The 18,683-nt window shown below is 68.0% G+C and carries 12 protein-coding genes; 5 read left to right on the top strand and 7 right to left on the bottom strand.

Annotated elements, in window-relative coordinates; genetic code table 11:
• Window positions 1-4: 4 nt before the first annotated feature.
• The gene (locus tag AASM09_RS00305; RefSeq protein WP_049430896.1) at window positions 5-1,063 is read right to left on the bottom strand and encodes a DNA topoisomerase IB; all 1,059 of its coding nucleotides are present in this window, start codon (window positions 1,061-1,063) and stop codon (window positions 5-7) included.
• A 112-nt stretch (window positions 1,064-1,175) separates the two neighbouring features.
• On the opposite strand from AASM09_RS00305, the gene AASM09_RS00300 reads away from it, so the two are divergent.
• The 3 genes from AASM09_RS00300 (at window position 1,176) to AASM09_RS00290 (ending at window position 7,690) form a co-directional block, all read left to right on the top strand.
• Window positions 1,176-1,565, top strand: a complete 390-nt coding sequence (locus AASM09_RS00300; RefSeq protein ID WP_049430928.1) for an I78 family peptidase inhibitor — start codon at window positions 1,176-1,178, stop codon at window positions 1,563-1,565.
• Window positions 1,566-1,739: 174 nt separating this feature from the next.
• Entirely contained in the window at window positions 1,740-6,194 is a 4,455-nt protein-coding gene (gene gltB / locus AASM09_RS00295) for a glutamate synthase large subunit (protein ID WP_100443735.1), read from the top strand.
• 50 nt (window positions 6,195-6,244) lie between these two features.
• A complete protein-coding gene (locus AASM09_RS00290) occupies window positions 6,245-7,690 on the top strand; it encodes an FAD-dependent oxidoreductase (RefSeq protein ID WP_049430900.1) in 1,446 nt (481 codons plus the stop codon).
• Here the strand turns inward: AASM09_RS00290 and AASM09_RS00285 are convergent.
• The gene (locus AASM09_RS00285; protein ID WP_049430931.1) at window positions 7,676-10,084 is read right to left on the bottom strand and encodes an ATP-binding protein; all 2,409 of its coding nucleotides are present in this window, start codon (window positions 10,082-10,084) and stop codon (window positions 7,676-7,678) included. The genes AASM09_RS00290 and AASM09_RS00285 overlap by 15 nt on opposite strands.
• Before the next feature lie 168 nt (window positions 10,085-10,252).
• Here AASM09_RS00285 and AASM09_RS00280 point away from each other — a divergent pair, with 168 nt between their 5' ends.
• Entirely contained in the window at window positions 10,253-11,119 is an 867-nt protein-coding gene (locus tag AASM09_RS00280) for a methylglyoxal synthase (protein WP_049430904.1), read from the top strand.
• Between the two features lie 463 nt (window positions 11,120-11,582).
• On the opposite strand, the gene AASM09_RS00275 is transcribed toward AASM09_RS00280, so the two are convergent.
• The 3 genes from AASM09_RS00275 to ttcA are packed head-to-tail and all read right to left on the bottom strand — an operon-like array spanning window position 11,583 to window position 14,296.
• Window positions 11,583-12,362: a M48 family metallopeptidase gene (locus AASM09_RS00275; protein ID WP_049430906.1), complete on the bottom strand. Its 780-nt coding sequence runs from the start codon at window positions 12,360-12,362 to the stop codon at window positions 11,583-11,585.
• A 59-nt stretch (window positions 12,363-12,421) separates the two neighbouring features.
• Window positions 12,422-13,327: a recombination-associated protein RdgC gene (locus AASM09_RS00270; RefSeq protein WP_005411825.1), complete on the bottom strand. Its 906-nt coding sequence runs from the start codon at window positions 13,325-13,327 to the stop codon at window positions 12,422-12,424.
• A gap of 36 nt (window positions 13,328-13,363) precedes the next feature.
• Window positions 13,364-14,296: a tRNA 2-thiocytidine(32) synthetase TtcA gene (gene ttcA, locus AASM09_RS00265; protein WP_180849206.1), complete on the bottom strand. Its 933-nt coding sequence runs from the start codon at window positions 14,294-14,296 to the stop codon at window positions 13,364-13,366.
• 91 nt (window positions 14,297-14,387) lie between these two features.
• Between ttcA and AASM09_RS00260 the strand changes: the two genes are divergently transcribed.
• Complete coding sequence (locus AASM09_RS00260; RefSeq protein WP_049430910.1) at window positions 14,388-14,591, top strand: YdcH family protein; 204 nt, start codon at window positions 14,388-14,390, stop codon at window positions 14,589-14,591.
• A gap of 90 nt (window positions 14,592-14,681) precedes the next feature.
• Here AASM09_RS00260 and plsB read toward each other — a convergent pair whose 3' ends face one another.
• On the bottom strand, window positions 14,682-17,318 hold the full coding sequence (plsB, locus tag AASM09_RS00255) for a glycerol-3-phosphate 1-O-acyltransferase PlsB (RefSeq protein WP_049430913.1): 2,637 nt from the start codon (window positions 17,316-17,318) through the stop codon (window positions 14,682-14,684).
• Window positions 17,318-18,271, bottom strand: coding sequence for a hypothetical protein (locus AASM09_RS00250; protein WP_049430914.1), 954 nt, complete (start codon window positions 18,269-18,271; stop codon window positions 17,318-17,320). The genes plsB and AASM09_RS00250 overlap by 1 nt, the downstream gene beginning before the upstream one ends.
• Window positions 18,272-18,683: the final 412 nt, after the last annotated feature.

Raw genomic sequence — 18,683 nt, 5'->3', positions numbered from 1 at the left:
GACGCTACGTCGTGGCGCTGCGCTTGGCCAGCCGCCGTGCGCGGCGCAGTACCTTCAGCGTCGCCTGTTCCCATTGGCGCGGCCCACGCAGGCCGGCCAGTTTCGCCAGTTCGCCGCGCTCCCAGCCGGCGAACACGCAAGGGTCGATATAGGCCTTGCGGCACACCGCAGGCGTATTGCCCAACTGGGCCGCCACCTTGCACACCACCTCGCGCTGCACCTTGGCCAGCGCGCGCTGGCTGGCCGGTTCGGGCAGTTCGGTGGCTGCGAACGCCTGTACCGCGGCCAGGGTGCCGCCCCAGGTGCGGAAATCCTTGGCGGTGAAGTCCTCTCCCATCACCTCGCGCAGGTAATCGTTGACCGCACCGGAATCGACCGGCTGGATGACACCGTCGTCGTCGCGGTACTGGAACAGCGCCTGGCCCGGCAACTGCTGCACACCGCGCACCAGCGTGCCCAGCCGGCGGTCACCGACCGTTACTTCATGCAGCTGCCCGGATTTTCCGCGGAAGCGCATGCGCACGCGCCCGCCGCGCAGCAGGTCCAGGTGCCGGTTGCGCAGCGTGGTCAGGCCAAAGGATTTGTTTTCCCTGGCATACGTTTCATTGCCTACCCGCACCAGGGTGTCGGCCAGCAGCGCGACCACCACCGCCAGCACCTTTTCGCGCGGGAAGCCGCTGCGCTTGAGATCGCGGCCAAGCCGGCGCCGCAGCGCAGGCAGTGCTTCGCCAAAGGCGATCACCCGGTCGAACTTGCCGGCGTCGCGCACTGCGGCCCAGTCGGGGTGGTAGCGGTACTGCTTGCGCCCGCGCGCATCGCGGCCGGTCGCCTGCAGGTGGCCGTTGGCATGGGCGCAGATCCACACTGCGGTGTAGGCCGGCGGAATCGCCAGCGCACGGATGCGTTGCAGGGTGGTGGCATCGCGCAGCGCGTGGCCGTCGGCATCGCGGTAGCTGAACCCCTTGCCGGCGCGGCGGCGGCTGATGCCGGGCTGGGTGTCATCAACATAGCGCAGGCCCGCAGCGCGCGCGGCCTGTTGTTCCGGAGTGGGGGGGGTTGGCATGTCCGGCAGTGTCACTGGTGCGGCGCAGTGATCCTGTCGATAACACAAGACAAACACGTGAGGGTCGGTTCGCCGCTATGCTCGGGCTTTCACAACCCCTTCCGGAGTCATGATGTCGTTTCCGATTCGCGCCCGTTCGCTCTCCGTCCTGTTGCTGCCGGCCGTGCTGGCCCTGACCGCCTGCCAGGCACCGGCGCTGGATGAACAGGATTCGGCCACGGCCCACGCCCAGCAGGCCGCCGAAGCCGCCAAGGCACCGGCCGACGACGCCGGCAAGGCCACCGAGGCACCGCCCGTCGGCACCTGCGATGCCAGCCAGGTGCAGAGCCTGGTCGGCCAGGCCTACACCGATGCCCTCGGCAAGCAGGCGCAGGAAGATGCCGGGGCCAGCCAGGTGCGTGTGCTCAAGCCCAATGATGTGGCCACGATGGAGTTCCTCGGCGACCGCCTGAACATCGAAGTGGACGACAAGGGCGCGGTCAGCGGCACGCGCTGCGGCTGAGTCCGGCCCCGCGCCGGCACTGGGTTGCCGGCGCTTTCCGTTGCACCTGCAACCGTGTATTGCGGCGTTGCAGCAACCTGTGATCTAGTCGAGGCATCCGGTGGCCTCACGATGCGCTCCAGGGAATGAGCGGGGACGAGTGTCGCCGCCAACCCTATACGCATCGAGGTAGAGATGGCCCCCCGCAACCGCCAAGGGCTTTACGACCCGCGCTCCGAGCGCGATGCCTGTGGATTTGGCATGGTCGCCCAGCTCGACGATCAACCATCGCGCCTGTTGGTTGATACCGCCATCGCCGCGCTTTCGCGCATGACCCACCGTGGTGGCGTGGCCGCCGACGGCCTGACCGGCGATGGCTGCGGCCTGCTGCTGCGCCGCCCCGATGCGTTCCTGAAACTGCTGGCCAGCGAGGCCGGCATCGCCACCACCGCGCGCTTCGCTGCCGGCCTGGTGTTCCTGCCGCACGATGCCGGCGCGGCCCAGGCCTGCCGCGCGCAGCTGCAGGCGCAGGTGGAAGCGGTGGGCTGCAAGGTTGCCGGCTGGCGCGAGGTACCCACCGACGACAGCGTCTGCGGCCAGCTGGCGCGCGACACGCTGCCGCGCATCGAACAGGTGTTCGTCGACGCCGGCGTCGGCCAGGATGATGCCGGCTTCGCGCTGGCGCTGTTCCTGGCCCGTCGCCGCAGCGAGCAGCAGCTGCGCGAACACGCCGACTTCTACGTCACCACCCTCACCCCGGATGCGATCAGCTACAAGGGCATGGTGCTGCCGGACAAGCTCAGCCGCTTCTATCCGGACCTGCAGCGCCGCGAACTGGCCTCCAGCGCGATCGTGTTCCACCAGCGCTTCTCCACCAATACGCTGCCGCGCTGGCCGCTGGCCCACCCGTTCCGCATGCTCGCCCACAACGGCGAGATCAACACCATCGAAGGCAACCGGCGCTGGGCGCAGGCGCGCAGCAAGGTGTGGAAGACACCGCGCTTCGACATCGCCGAGTTCGATCCGGTCATCTCCATGCACGGTTCGGATTCGCAGAGCCTGGACAACATGCTGGAACTGATGGTCGCCGGTGGCATGGAGCTGATCCAGGCGCTGCGCATCCTGGTACCGCCGGCTACCCAGTCGCTGGAATTCAAGGACCCGGACCTGGCGGCCTTCTACGAGTTTCACGGCCTGAACAGCGAGCCGTGGGACGGCCCGGCCGGCATCGTCGCCTGCGACAGCCGCTACGCCGTGTGTACGCTGGACCGCAATGGCCTGCGCCCGGCGCGCTGGATGCTGACCGCCGACCGCCACTTCCTGGTCGCCTCCGAAGCCGGCGTGTGGGAAGTGCCGACCGAACGCGTGGTGCGCAAGGGCAAGCTCGGGCCCGGCGAGATGGTGGCCATCGACCTCAAGCGCGGCGATCTGCTTGACTCGGACGCGGTGGACCGCATCAACCGTGGCCGCGCGCCGTACAAGCAATGGCTGCAGCAGGGCGTGACCTACCTGCAGACCGAACTGATCGACCCGTCGCTGGTGGAAGAGCCCTTCGACGAAGGCACCCTGCGCAGCTACCACAAGCTTTACCAGCTCAGCAGCGAGGAAGTGGAGCAGGTGCTGCGTCCGCTGGCCGAGACCGAGCAGGAAGCCACCGGCTCGATGGGCGATGACACGCCGATGGCCGTCCTCAGCCAACGCAGCCGTCCGCTGTACGACTACTTCCGCCAGGCCTTCGCGCAGGTCACCAACCCACCGATCGATCCGCTGCGCGAAGACTGCGCGATGTCCCTGTCCACCCAGCTCGGCAAGGAGACCAACATCTTCCATGCCGGCCCGGAGACGGTGAACCACGTCATCCTCAATTCGCCGGTACTGAGCCAGCGCAAGCTGCGCCAGCTGCTGAAGATGGACCAGTACGTGCAGGCCAACCGCCTGCTTGATCTGTCCTACAGCGAAGACGAAGGCCTGCGCGCCGGTATCGAGCGTATCTGCGCCGAGGCCGAGCAGGCCGCACGCGATGGCATGGTGATGCTGTTGCTGTCCGACCGCTACCCGGTGGCCGCGCGGCCGATGGTGCATGCGCTGCTTGCCACCAGCGCCATCCATCACCACCTCTCGCGCCTGGGCCTGCGCTGCGACGTCAACCTGATCGTCGAGACCGGCACCGCGCGCGACCCGCACCACATGGCCTGCCTGCTCGGCTTCGGTGCCACCGCGGTGTATCCGTATCTGGCCTACCAGACCCTGTTCGACCTGGGCCGCCGCGGCATCCTCAAGCTGAGCAAGGGCGGTGAGCAATCGCAGATCGGCCGCCGCTACCGCAAGGGTGTCTACAAGGGCCTGTCGAAGATCATCTCGAAGATGGGCATCTGTACCGTGGCCAGCTACCGCGGTGCGCAGCTGTTCGAGATCATCGGCCTGGAGCCGGAGGTGGTGGACCTGTGCTTCCCGGATACGGCGTCGCGCATCGGCGGCGCCGGCTTCGCCCGCCTGGACGCCGACGCGCGTGAGCTGCGCGCGCAGGCCTGGGACGCGCAGCAGGACGTGGATGTTGGCGGTCTGCTGAAGTACGTGCACGGCGGCGAGTACCACATGTACAACCCGGACGTGGTCACCACCCTGCAGCGCGCGGCGCGCAGCGGTGACCCGCGTGCGTGGCAGCAGTACTGCGATGCCGTGCATGCACGGCCGCCGTCGGCGCTGCGAGACCTGCTGGAACTGGTGCCGGCGGCCACGCCCGTGCCGCTGGATGAAGTGGCGCCTGCCAGTGCCCTGTTCCCGCGCTTCGATACCGCGGCGATCAGCCTGGGCGCACTGTCGCCCGAAGCGCACGAAGCGCTGGCCATTGCCATGAACCGCCTCGGCGGCCGCAGCAATTCCGGCGAAGGTGGCGAAGATCCCGCACGCTACGGCACGCAGCGGCGCAGCAAGATCAAGCAGGTGGCCTCCGGCCGCTTCGGTGTCACCGCCGAATACCTGGTCAATGCCGAAGTGCTGCAGATCAAGGTCGCGCAGGGTGCCAAGCCCGGCGAGGGCGGCCAGCTGCCGGGTCACAAGGTCAATGAACTGATCGCACGCCTGCGCTATGCGCGCCCGGGCATCGGCCTGATCTCGCCGCCGCCGCACCACGACATCTATTCGATCGAAGACCTGGCCCAGCTGATCTACGACCTCAAGCAGGTCAACCCGACCGCGCTGGTGTCGGTGAAGCTGGTCAGCCATGCCGGTGTGGGTACGATCGCCGCCGGTGTGGTCAAGGCCGGCGCGGACCTGATCACCATTTCCGGCCACGACGGCGGTACCGGTGCCTCGCCGATCAGCTCGATCCGCTATGCCGGCGTGCCGTGGGAACTGGGCGTGGCCGAAGCGCACCAGGCGCTGCTGGCCAACGACCTGCGCGGGCGCACCCTGCTGCAGACCGACGGCGGCCTGAAGACCGGCCTGGACGTGGTCAAGGCCGCGCTGCTGGGCGCGGACAGCTTCGGCTTCGGCACCGCGCCGATGATCGTGCTGGGCTGCAAGTACCTGCGCATCTGCCACCTCAACAACTGCGCCACCGGCGTGGCCACACAGGATGAGCGCCTGCGCGAGAACCACTTCACCGGTCAGCCCGAGCGTGTGGAGAACTTCTTCCGCCTGCTGGCCGAGGAAGTACGCGGCTGGCTGTCGTACCTGGGCGCGCGTTCGCTGGAAGAGATCGTCGGCCGCACCGACCTGCTGCGGCAGATCGAGGCCGCACCGCGCGACGGTGTGCGCGTGGACCTGTCGCGCCTGCTGGCCGACAGCCGCTACGAGGGCAGCCACCGTGCCGCCCAGCGCCTGTACGAATCACCGGACAGCCTGGCCACGCAGATGGACGGCCTGATGGCGCCGGCCATCGAGCACAAGCGCGGCGGCGAACACCGCTTCCTGATCCACAACACCGACCGCAGCATCGGCGCCCGCCTGGCTGGCGCAGTGGCACGCGCGCATGGCAACCAGGGCATGGCCGAGGCACCGCTGGAACTCCGATTCCGTGGCAGCGCCGGGCAGAGCTTCGGTGCCTTCAATGTCGGCGGCCTGCACCTGGAAGTGGAAGGCGAAGCCAACGACTACGTCGGCAAGGGCATGGCCGGTGGCCGCCTGGTGGTTCGCCCGCCGCGTGGCGCCCGCTTTGAGGCGCGCAGCACCGCCATCATCGGCAACACCTGCCTGTATGGCGCCACCGGCGGCGAGCTGTTCGCCGCAGGTCGCGCAGGCGAGCGCTTCGCGGTGCGCAACTCCGGCGCGCTGGCAGTGGTCGAGGGTGCCGGTGATCACTGCTGCGAGTACATGACCGACGGCGTGGTACTGGTACTGGGCAAGGTCGGCCTGAACTTCGGTGCCGGCTTCACCGGTGGCCTGGCCTACGTGCTGGACGTCGACCGCGATTTCGTCGATCGCTACAACCACGAGCTGATCGACATCCATCGCGTCTCCGCCGAGGGCTTCGAGAACTACCGCCAGCACCTGCACCGCCTGATCGGCCGCCACCGCGAGCTGACCGGCAGCATCTGGGCGCAGCAGATCCTGGACGAGTTCCGCGATTACATCGGCAAGTTCTGGCTGGTCAAACCCAAGGCCGCCAGCATCGAGTCGCTGACCGAAACCCTGCGCCGCGCCGCATAACGGTAGTGCCGGTCGCTGGCCGGCCCCCGGAAAACAACACAGAGCCCGCCATGAGCCGCAAGCACGCCTTCCAGTTCCTCGACCTGCCCCGCACCATGCCGCAGCGCATTCCGGTGGAACTGCGCACCTCCGGCGACTGGGGTGAGCTGTACGGAAAGTTCGGCAAGGAAGACGCACAGTACCAGGCCGGCCGCTGCCTGGACTGCGGCAATCCGTACTGCAGCTGGAAGTGCCCGGTGCACAACGCCATTCCGCAGTGGCTGCAGCTGGTACAGGAGAACCGCATCCACGAGGCGGCCACGCTGTGCCACAGCACCAACCCGCTGCCGGAAGTGTGCGGCCGCGTCTGCCCGCAGGACCGGCTGTGCGAAGGCAGCTGCACGCTGGAGGAATTCGGCGCGGTCACCATTGGTGCGGTCGAGAAGTACATCGTCGATACGGCGCTGGCCACGGGCTGGCGCCCGGACCTGGGCGCGGTGCAGCCGAGCGGCCACAGCGTGGCGGTGATAGGCGCCGGGCCGGCCGGACTGGCCTGTGCCGACCGCCTGGCGCGCGCCGGCATTGCCGCGGTGGTCTACGACCGCTATGAACAGATCGGCGGCCTGCTGCAGTTCGGCATCCCCAGCTTCAAGCTGGACAAGGACGTGATCCATCGCCGCCGCCAAGTGCTCGAGGGCATGGGCGTGCAGTTCCGCCTCGGCGTGGAGATCGGCCGTGACCTCAGCGTGCAGCAGTTGCTGGACAGCCACGATGCGGTGTTCGTCGGTACCGGCGCCTACCGCTATACCGACGGTGGACTCGACGGGCAGGACCTGAAGGGCGTGCTGCCGGCGTTGCCGTTCCTGGTGCAGAACAGCCGCATCGTCGGTGGTGATGATCCGAAGGGCCGGCCGATCGCCGGCTGGGAGGACACCATCGCCCTGCCCGATCTCAACGGCAAGCGCGTGGTGGTGCTCGGCGGTGGCGATACCGGCATGGACTGCGTGCGCAGCGCGGTCCGGCTGGGCGCGGCCAAGGTGACGTGCGCCTATCGCCGGGACGAGGCCAACATGCCCGGCAGCGCGCGCGAGGTCGCCAATGCGCGCGAGGAAGGCGTGCGCTTCCTGTTCAACCGCCAGCCGCTGTCGATCGAAGCCGGTGCCGATGACGAAGTGATCGGAGTGACCGTGGTCGAGACCCGACTGGGCGAGCCGGATACCAACGGCCGCCAGAACGCGGTGCCGATCGACGGCAGTGAATCGCTGCTGGAGGCGGACGTGGTGATCATCGCCTTCGGCTTCTCGCCGACCGTTCCGGCCTGGCTGGCCGAACACGGCGTGGAAGGCCAGTCCAACGGCCGCATCGTGGCCGGGGGCAAGGACCGCCTGCCCTTCCAGACCGCGCACCCACGCCTGTTCGCCGGTGGCGACGCAGTGCGTGGCGCCGACCTGGTGGTGACCGCCGTGGCCGAAGGCCGCGACGCCGCCGCCAGCATCATCCGCCTACTGGCGCGTTGATTCCGGCACCAGCAGCATGGCCAGCAAGCCACGCAGTTCCTGCGCCTCTACCGGCTTGGCCAGGAAATGATCGATGCCTGCTTCGCGGCAGGCCTCGCGGGTGCGGTCCAGCACGCTGGCCGTGAGTGCGATGATCGGGACCTGCGCGCGAACCGTGCAGGCGTCGGCGCGGATGGCCCGTGCCAAGGCGAAGCCATCCATGTGCGGCATATGGCAGTCGGTGATGACCAGGTCGAACGCCCGCGCCTGCCAGGCCTCAAAGGCCTGGCGACCATCGGTGCAGGCGTGCACCTGCAGTCCCAGATCATGCAGCCGCTGCTCCAGCAGATGCAGGTTGGTGGGATGATCTTCAGCCAACAGCACCCGGGCCGATGACAGTGGCCGCGCCGCCTCTACCGGAAGCGGCAACGCCTCCGCAGGCAACTCACAGGCGTCCAGATCCAGTTCCAGCCACACGGTGGTGCCCTTGCCTGGCGTGCTGCGCAGGCAAAGTTCCGCTTCCATCGATGCGGCCAGTTCACGGCAGATCGCCAAGCCCAGGCCACTGCCGCCAAAACGGCGCGTTGTCGATGCCTCGGCCTGGGTGTAGGCAGCGAACACCGCCTGTTGGCGTTCCGGACTGATGCCCACACCGCTGTCACTTACCTGCAGGCGAAGACGTTGGCCGCCCTCGCGCTGCTGCAGCACCTGCACCTGCAGGTCCACGCCGCCCTGCTCGGTGAACTTGAGCGCGTTGCCGGCAAGGTTGAACAGGATCTGGCGCAGGCGCAGGCCGTCGGCCAGCGATCCGGCCTGCAGTTCCGGATCAAGTTCGATCCGCAGATGCAGGCTCCGGCTGGCCGCCACCGGCATCAACAACTGCTGCACCGCGCGCACCAGCGCAGCCACGCTCGTGGGCCGCAGCTGCAGCGGCAGTGCCTGCAGCCGTTGGGTGTGCAGCACATCGTCCAGGATCTGACGCAACATCTGGGCAGCATCACCCACGGTCACCAGCACCTGTTGCTGGCGATGATCCAGACTGCTGCCATCCAGCCGCTCGAGCATGCCCAGCAGGGTGCTCATCGGCGTGCGGATCTCGTGGCTCATGGTTGCCAGGAAGTGGGCCTTGGCCAGCGCTGCCTGCTCGGCCGCACGACGTGCCTCGGCCAGCGCATGGGTGCGCGACTGCTCTTCGCTTACGTCGATCCAGTAGCCACTCCACTCGACGTCGCTGCTGTCCAGGGACAGCGGCCGTCCATGCGAGCGGACCCAACGCCAGCCCTGTGGCGAACGCGTGCGGAAGGTGACGTCGATCGGGCCCCGCGCCAGGGCAGCGGCGTCGACGGTGTCCATCAGCCGCGAGCGGTCATCGGGATGAACCGCTGCCAGCAGGCGCTGTTGATCGATCAGGGCGGTTTCCACGCTGATTCCGAACAGCGCCTGCACATCGCCTGCGATCTGGGGAAAGCTGTAGTGGCCGGTGGCAGAGCGACGCGCTTGATAGACCACCGCTGGCAGGTTCGAGGTCACCTCCTGCAGGCGTTGCGCAGCCACGTGGCGACGCTCACTCTCGCGATGCACGCGCCAGTAGCCGAAGGCGTACACCAGTACGAGCGCCAGCAGGATCAGCGAAGACGACACCAGCCAGCGCAGCGGCGACAGCGGTGGTTGGGGACGTGGCTGGTCCGGCAGCCACGCGTTGCGGATCGCTTCATGCTCGGCGCCGGAAAGCTGCGAGATGGCCTGGTCGAACGCGCTGACGACACCGGCACAGGCCGGCACGGTGGCCAGCACCAGCGCGTCGTCGATACCCGCCGGCGCGGCGATCACCAGCGGCGTGCCCCGGTAGCTGCGCAGGCCGGCCTCGGCCTCGCCGAGGTTGGCGATCACCGCATCGACCAGGCCCGCTCCCAGCAGGGCCAATCCGTCATCCATCGGCGCAGGCGGCAGCAGCTGTGCACCGGGCGCATGCTCGGCCAGCATTGCGCTCAGCGACACCGCGTCGGGACTGACCACGGTCTTCCCGCGCAGCCCTTCCAGGCCCAGCATCGGCGGCGCATCGCGGCGGCGCACGATCACCTGTGGCAGCTGCTGGTAAGCGGTACTGGCCACCCAGCCCGCCGGCAGCTGCGAGCGCGGCCAACCCAGCAGGGCCTGGATGCCGGCGGGCACCGCACCTTCCGCGACGGCGGCCGATGGCAATGGCTGGGGCTGCAGCAACTGTCGTGCGCCCAGCAGCGCCAGGTATTCCGCGCTGAGCCCTTTCGGCTCGCCCTCTTCACTGGAAGACAGGGGCGCGCGATCGGCGGGCCAGGCAATGCGCAGGGGCGTCCCACACTCCGCAGCCGCGGCGGTAATGGGCGACAGCACGCAGGCCATGACCGCAGCGGCGGCACGCATGCCAGCGACGTTCACGATGGGCATCCTCTTTTCGCGGGCGGAAATGAACGGCCGCGCTGCGGTACCGCTGCCTGTCACGCTAGCGACGCGCGTGCGGGTAGCAATGAAGAAAGTTGTAAAAGCAGCAAGTAGAGGAGATGCCGACATACACTGCCGCTTTCACCCCTACCTGCGGAGCATTCGATGCGCATCGGCCTGGCCGCCAACCGTCTCCATCACCACGACGCGCGCGCCGCCCTGTTCCGCTGGCTGCGCGCCAGCGAACCCGGCCTGCGCGAGCTGGGCGTGTCATTGCATGCGGTCGGCCGCACCCATGACGCGATCGAGCGGCAGGGCTTCCTGGCCGGATACGGGAGCCTGCATCGCTATCCCTACGGTCGCGAGGGTGGCCTGATGAAGCTGGTCGCCGAGGTGGTTGGCATGGGGCCGGAACGGACGCTGGATGGCGCGATCTACCTGATCGATCCGGTCGATCCGTCCTCCGTGTTTCCGGAAGCCACGGCGCTGAAGCGGCAGTGCGTGATCCACGGCAAGCCGTTCATCTCCACCGTGGCCACTGCGCGCGACTGGATCGAGGTGGAACGCATCCACGCCGGCCTGGCCGCCGATGCCGGGGCTGACGACCTGCATGCATTCGAGGAGCAGACGCTGGCGCTGATCGCGCACGACGCGATGAAGCCGGCGATGCTGGCCTTCGCCGACGAGCACTTCGAGGTGCTGGCCCGGTTCGGTGAACGGGTGGCAACCGGTACTACCGGCCAACGTTTGAACGAGCTGGCCTGGAGCCGTGGCTGGCCCAGCGATACGCCGTGGGTGACGCGCTACCAGAGCGGCCCGATGGGCGGTGATGCGCAGATTGCAGACCGCGTGCTGGAAGGGCGCTGCCAGCGCGCGATCTTCTTCGAGGACCCGCATGTGGCGCGCCAGCATGAGGCGGATATCCAACTGCTGGAGCGGGCGGTGACGACGGTGACCGACCAGGCGGTGTGCATTACCGCGCCGCGGGTGGCGGCGCGGTGGGCGGCGGCGGCGGCGTTGCGGGCGGGGTGAGGGTTTCGGCCAACGGCTGAGCCCCTCGTGGTGGGTCGTTCAAATCAGAAGCCGTGCTTGGCCGAATGGGGTGGATTGCGCAGGGGTCGCTGCAAGTCCCCCTCCGGGGCCCGGCCCAGCCGCTGGCGGCTGTTCGTTCAGGCGCTTGCGAAGCAGTGCTTCGCAAGCAAAGCGCCTTCACCCTTGTAAGCTCGGTCGCCGCTTGCTCGTGTGCGCTTTCCTGCGCACACAGCAAGACCGGGGTTGGGCGTCCTGCCCAACCCGCCCGAGGCGTGCCTCGGACCCATGCGGCTCACGCCCCTGCGCAACCCCCCCCCACCCGGCCACGGACAGTTTCCGGTGTGCCCACCACGGAAGAAGGAAGGAAGAACAGGAGCGGGTCGCGCGCTGTGCGCGCTTCTGTAGCGCCGAGCCCATGCTCGGCTGCATTCAACGGCAGCCGAGCGTGGGCTCGGCTCTACAGTTACAGAAGCTGGCGCAGCATCGCTTTGAGGCGTCGCCCTTCCAGCTGGAAGTAGTCGCGCTGCTCGCGCCAGGCGGGGAAGCGTTGCTCCACTTCGTGCCAGAACGCGGGTGAGTGATTGGGCTGGATCAGGTGGCAGAGTTCGTGCACCAGCACGTACTCGAACGCGTCGGAGCGGCCCAGCACCAGGGCCAGGTCCAGTGCCATGCTGCCGTCGGGCGCCAGCGAGCCCCACTGCGAGGACATCACTTTCAGCCGCAGGCGGCTGGGTGCGCGCGGCAGGGTAGGCAGGTACTTCGGCAGCCAGCGGCCGACGTCGGCGCGGGTCTGCGCTTCGTAGAACTCGCGCAGCAGGCGGCGCAGGGTGGCGTCCCCACCACGGGTCGGCCACTGCACGCAGGCACCGTGCGCGTCGATCTCCAGGCGCGCGTAGCGGCCTTCCTGCCAGCGCAGCGGCAGCAGTTCGCCGCGCAGGGGCAGCACGCCGTCCTCGCCCGGCTGCAGCGGTGCCGGCAGGCCCTGGCCCTGGTACTGGCGCAGCTGCAGCGCCAGCCAGTCGCGGTGCTGTTCCAGGAAACGTTCGCCCATCACCAGGCTTGCCCGCGGCGGCAGCGTCAGGCGCGCGCCGCGTTCGTCCACGCTCAGCTTGATGCGCCGCGCACGCGGATCACGCACGCGCAGCACCTCGATCTCGGCATCCTCCAGCCGCAGGCGAACGGTGTCGCGCTGTACGGTGGCGGGCGGGGTCGGGCTGATCAGGCGGCGCAGCAGACGGCTCATGCGCCCAGCATAGCGCTGCTTCGGGCCGCCGGATGACCGGCGGCCGTCGGGCTGCCTGTTCAGTCGGCCTTGCTGAGCTTGAAGGCTTCTTCCAGCAACAGGAACAGGCGGCGGATCTCGGCGCTCTGCAGGGCGAAGCGGGCGTCGAACTCGGCGCGGCGGCCGTCTTCGTCGGCATGCTCCAGCTGGTCCAGGGCACCGTCGAGGAACTTCAGCTTGCGCACGATCAGGTCGTCGCCGATCACGAAGGACAGGTTGTCCTCGAAGATCAGTGCCAGCTTGGTCACCTGCTTGCCGGCGTCCAGGTGCTTGTCGATCTCGTCGCAACGCAGCTCCTGGTGCTGGCACTTGACCACCGCGCCACCTTCCACCGGATCCTTCATCTCGCACTCTTCGCCCAGGCTCAGCCCGGTCGGCAGCGGCTCGCCGGCGATCCAGCCGGTCAGGATCGAGCGCGGCGCGACTTCGGCGTTCAGCGGCATGGCCGGGAAGCTGCCGAGCAGGCCGCGGATGTCGGACATGAAGTACTCGCCGGTCTTGCGGCTGGAGGTGTCCACCGCCACGTAGCCGTGCTGCAGGTCGATGAAGGCGTCGTTGCGCGAAGACTTCACGAAGGCGCGCGGCAGCAGTTCATGCAGCAGGTCGTCCTTCATGCGCTTGCGTTCGCGGCCACCCGGGCGGCGGCCTTCCTTCTCCTCGATCTCCTCCAGCTTGCGCTCGAGCAGGTCGTTGACCACCGCCGCCGGCAGGATCTTGTCCTCGCCACCCACAGTCAGCCACAGGTGCTCGGCGATGCGGTGGGAGAGCAGTTCCTTCTCCTCGCGGCCGAACGGCGAAATGAAACCGCGCGAGTTCATTTCCAGCGCACCCACCGGCTTCAGCAGGGCGTGCGGCAGCAGGGTGTCGACTTCGGAAAAATCGGTGGTGGTCGGGAAACGGAAGAACGTCAGGTTGCGAAAGAACATGGAATTCCGGATGGCAAAGAGGAAGGGCGGCCGGCCTTAAACGGCGGGCGTCTCGGGATCTGCGTCGGCGTCGGCCGGGGAACCGGCCAGCCAGGCATGGGCGTCGGGCAGCGGCGCGTCGTCGCGACGGCCCAGCGCCATGAAGTCGAACAGGGTGGTGTCAGCCAGCTGCGAGGGCCGCACTTCGCCCATGGCGCGCGCGATCTGCTCGATGCGGCCCGGGTGGTCCTTTTCCCACTGCTTCAGCATCAGGCCGACCTGGCGGCGCTGCAGGTTCTCCTGGCTGCCGCACAGGTTGCAGGGAATGATCGGGAACTGGCGTGCCTGCGCGTAGTCGACGATGTCGCTCTCGCGCACGTAGGCCAGCGGCCGGATCACCACATGCTTGCCGTCGTCGCTGCGCAGCTTCGGCGGCATGCCCGACAGCTTGGCGTGGTGGAACAGGTTCATGAAGAACGTGGCCACCATGTCGTCGCGGTGGTGGCCCAGCGCGATCTTGGTGAAACCGTGGGTTTCGGCGTAGTTGTACAGCGCGCCACGACGCAGGCGCGAGCACAGCGAACACATGGTCTTGCCTTCCGGAATGACCCGGCTGACCACCGAATAGGTGTCCTGCTCGATGATGTGGTACGGCACGCCCAGCCCGGCCAGGTACTCCGGCAGCACATGCTCGGGGAAGTCCGGCTGCTTCTGGTCCAGGTTCACCGCCACCAGCTCGAACGGCACCGGCGCCTTCTTCTGCAGCTGCAGCAGCACGTCCAGCAGGGTGTAACTGTCCTTGCCGCCGGACAGGCAGACCATCACCTTGTCACCGGCCTCGATCATGCCGAAGTCGGCGATCGCCTCGCCGACCTGGCGGCGCAGGCGCTTGGCCAGCTTGTGCTGTTCGCGCTCGGCCAGCCGCGGATCGCGGGCGGCGCGCGGCTGGGAACGCGGCAGGGGATCGGGAAGGGAAATCACGGCACTCATGGGTTCCATTCTAACGGCTCGGAGCCGCCCCGGCCGGGGGTCGGGATTCCCCTCTCCCGGCAGTCATCATCGCTGTGTATGCTCGGAGGTCGTGGACACCTACAGCCCCGCCGAGATCGTCGAACGCCTCGCCGCCCTGCGCGCCGAGCATCGCCTGCTGGATGAACAGATCACCCGCATGGCCGCCAATGGCGAGGACGAACTGGAATCCAAGCGCCTGAAGCGGCGCAAGCTGCAGTTGAAGGACTGCATCGCCAAGCTGGAAAGCCTGCAGATTCCCGACGAACCGGCGTAGCGCCGGTCCTGGGGGGTGCCAACCCTGGTTGGCACAGACGGGAGGTGTGCGGACCACGGTCCGCACCCACCGCATGGCCCGGCGCTACCTTCAATCCTGTGGCGCGGGCTCGTCCAGGCGGGCCGCTTCCGGGCTGACCCGTTCGATGGTGTGGCGCAGTTCGCGGCCGAGGATGAACTTGGCGTCCTTGGCCCAGGCATCGAGGCGCTCGTCGAACAGCAGCTTGCTGTTCTCGTCCGGCCACACCAGGCGCAGTTCGCGCAGCTTCTGGATGAAGCCACGGAACAGGGTGCGGTCGAAGAACTCCGGCGCGGCCGGTGCATAGAGCAGGCTCAAGCGCTGCGCCGCCTGCTGGCACAGGCTTTCCAGCTCGGCCGCGCCCAGCACGCCCGGGCCATTCTTCACCAGCACCGAGATGGCGATGTAGTAGCGCTCGAACGCCTGCTGCAGCGAGTGGCCGATCGCACGCAGGCGGAACACCTCGTCGGTCTGCCCGGTGTTGCGCGCCAGGATGCCGCCGTCGTCGTCGTTGACGTTCTGCAGCAGGCCCTCGCGCACGAACACGTTGATGGTCTGGTCGATGCGCTGCGCGAACTCGTCTTCGCTCCACGGCAGGAACAGCTCGGCCTGCAGGAACGGGTACACCGTGCGGCCCAGCTGGACCAGGCCGGTGCGGCTCATGCGGCGGTTGTTCTGGAAGCAGCAGGCCACCCACGACGAGGCGGTGAACAAATGCAGCACGTTGTTGCGGAAGTAGCTCAGCAGCACCGCGGTATCGCCGCTGACGCTGAGCACGTCGCCCAGCGGATGCTTGATGCGGGTGAGGACGTTGATTTCCTCGGCGTGGGCGATGATCCGTTCCGGCGAGTGCGGAGTCACCGTCACCCGATCCGAGTACGGCATCTCGACCAGCAGGGTCTTGCACAGCTCGATCTGCGCGATCAGGTCGGCCTCGCCCATCGCGTGCTTCGGCGTGGACAGCAGCGCCAGCGCCAGCAGGTTGATCGGGTTGACGTCGGCGGCGCCATTGATGCGCACCTGGATGCGTTCGGCCAGCGTATCCACCGTGGTCGACAGCCACGCCGGCTTCTCGTCCTCGGAGACCGCCTCGCCCTTCCACTCCGGGGCCTTCTCGGCCAGCACGTCGTTCAGCGCGATCGGCTCGCCGAAGTTCACCACCACCTGGCCGTAGTTCTGCTTGAGCACCTTGGGGATGCCCCACAGCAGCGACCAGATCGATTCCTTTTCCTTCGGTCGTCCGGACAGTTCGTCCAGGTAGCTGCCGCCCTCCATCAGCTTCTCGTAGCCGATGTAGATGGGCTGGAACAGCACCGGCTTGCGCGGCTGGCGCAGGAACGCGCGCAGCGTCATCGAGATCATGCCGCCCTTGGGCTGCAGCAGGCGGCCGGTGCGCGAACGGCCACCTTCGACGAAGTACTCCAGCGAGTAGCCACCGGCCACCAGCTGCGCGACGTACTCGCTGAGCACGGCCGAGTACAGCGCGTTGCCGCGGATCGAGCGGCGGATGAAGAACGCACCGCCCTTGCGCAGCAGGGTGCCGACCACCGGCAGGTTCAGGTTGATGCCGGCCACGATGTGCGGCGGCACGATGCCACGGTCGTACAGCAGGTAGGACAGCAACAGATAGTCCATGTGGCTGCGGTGGCTGGGCACGTAGACCACTTCGTGGCCCGGTGCGGCAGCCTTGAACTTGTCCAGATGGTGCACCAGCACGCCCGCATAGATGCGGTTCCACACGTGGCTGAGCATGAAGCTGGCCGACCGCACCACCGGGCTGGAGTAGTCCGCGGCGATTTCCCAGGCGTAGGTGTGCGCCTTCTTCCAGGCATCGGCCGGCTTGGAATTGTCGCGCTTGGCCTGCGCGGCGATCGCCTCGCGTACCGGTTCGGCGGCCAGTACCTGGTCCACCAGCAGGCGCCGGGTCGACAGATCCGGGCCGATCACCGATTCACGGATGCGGCGGAAATGGGTACGCAGCACGCGCTGCAGCTTGCGCACCGTGCGCTCCGGCTCCAGGCCTTCGTCGACGGTGTTGCGCAGCGAGATCGGCGGTGCGAAGCGGACGATGGTGCTGCGGCCATTCAGCAGCACCGCCAGCAGGCGGCGGAAGCGGCCGACCAGCGCCCAGTTTTCCGAGAACAGCACCGCGAACCAGCCGCTCTGCTTGTCCGGCGCGCGGCCGACGAAGATCGACACCGGCACCAGGTGCACATCCAGATCCTCGCGCACGCGGTGCGCCTGCAGGACCTTGGCCAGCGAGTCCGAATGGGTCTTGGCACCACGCTGCTCGGGGATCAGCGAATTGCTGGAGCTGCGACGCGACAGTGCCAGGTAAGCACGCTTGCGCCCGGTGGGGTCGCCGGCCAGCGGCACCAGCGGCGACGGCAGGCCAGCTTGGCGGCAGGCCTTGTCCAGGATCAGCGCGTTGGACAGGCCGTAGTCTTCCAGCACATACATGACCGGGCGGCCATCGTTGTACTGGCCCGGGTCTTCCGGCTCGATCTTCAGCGACAGCCACGGCTCGACCAGGCGGCCCAGCAGGCGAGCCCACAGCGGGCGGCGGCCGGCCGGACGCGCATGCGCGGGCGGCGGTACCGGGTTTGGGCCGGTACCGGTCGAGGGGGACGCCGGCACCGTATCGGCGGGCGTCGACTGGGATTCTTCGCCGGGGAACGGCAGCGGGTTCTGTTTCGACATCGGCGCCATTATGGCTTAGGCGGTGGCGTTGCCGCTTCCCCACCCTCGGCGGGGGCTTCAACCGGTTCGGGTGCGGCGGCGGCGCGGGCCGCATCGGCCTTGCGCAGCAGGGCGTCGGTGTCGGCCAGGGTTCGGGTCAGGTACCAGTGGCCTTCGCGCCGGCTCAGCGGCAACTGCAGGCTCATCTCGCGACCAGCGAGGACGTAGCGCAGGCGTACCAGCGCGTTGTCGCCTTCCACCGACAGCAGTTCGCCGCGCACGCTGCGCAACGCGTCGTCCACGCCCAGCCCGTAACTGCCGAGCACCGCCTTGAGGGTGTGGATGAACGGCGCCAGCTGCTCCAGGCTGCCTTCCATGCCCGCGGCCTGCAGGCCGGCCTCGTCGCCGAAGCCGACCTTGTTGGCGGCGCCGACCAGCGCGGCGATGGTGCTGCGGGCACGCGCACGGTCGCTGATGGGTGCGCCCTGCGCCCAGCTGGCGAGGGTTTCGACGAGGGCGATGTAATGCGCCTGCTGGCCCGGTGTGTAGCCCTTCTGATGGCGCAGATACTGCACGCCGAAGTTGCCCATCGACTGTGCGGCCTGGCGAACGGCGCCGGCCTGTCCGGCCAGCTGGCGATCGAAGCTGCGCTGCAGTTCGGCGCTGGCATTGGGTTTGCGCAGTGCGGCCAGCATCGGCAGCAGCTGGTCGCCCAGCGGCAGTTCGGTCAGCGGCCATTGGCTGTGGCCTTCGGTCCAGGCCTGTTGCAGGCGCGGGTACTGGCTCGGCGGCACCGACAGCTTTGCGTAGCCGACCAGATCGTCCTCGGCCAGGCGCAGCGCCATCGCCTGCACCGCCGCGACCGGCTCGGCTGCCGGCTTGGCCGGATCGTCGGCTGAATCACGGCACGCAGCCACCGCCAGCAGCAGCATGGCTGCCAGCCCCCACCCACGCGCAGACCTTCCTCGCACCGCTACGCTCATGCACTCGGACTCCCCGGACCGGTCCGCATCTTGCGGCCTGCGACGTGACAGCGGCAAGCCGGGGGGCAACTTGGGGTCAGATCCCTTCTGCCCTTGGCAGAAGGGATCTGACCCCGGACCGGGCCCCGCGCATAAAAAAAGAGCCGGGATCACGGGGATCACAGGCTCTTCAAGCCGGCAACAAGGCCGGTGGACAGTGTTGTGGCACATGTCCGGCCCGAGGACCGGATGGCGGCGATCCTACGCTGCGCTTCAACTTAAGGCAACACTTTACGTAACTTGGAATAAACCATTGATTTAATTGGAATGTGATTCCCGCCATCACGGTCCCATGAAATCTACGGCAGGTTTTGCGGCGATTCGGGCACAACCACTGCTTGGCAGATGCAGAAACGCCATCCTGCGCGGGGCA

The organism is Stenotrophomonas maltophilia, assembly GCF_039555535.1.
GTDB classification, from domain to species: domain Bacteria; phylum Pseudomonadota; class Gammaproteobacteria; order Xanthomonadales; family Xanthomonadaceae; genus Stenotrophomonas; species Stenotrophomonas maltophilia_Q.
This window is presented reverse-complemented; position numbering and strand designations above follow the sequence as displayed.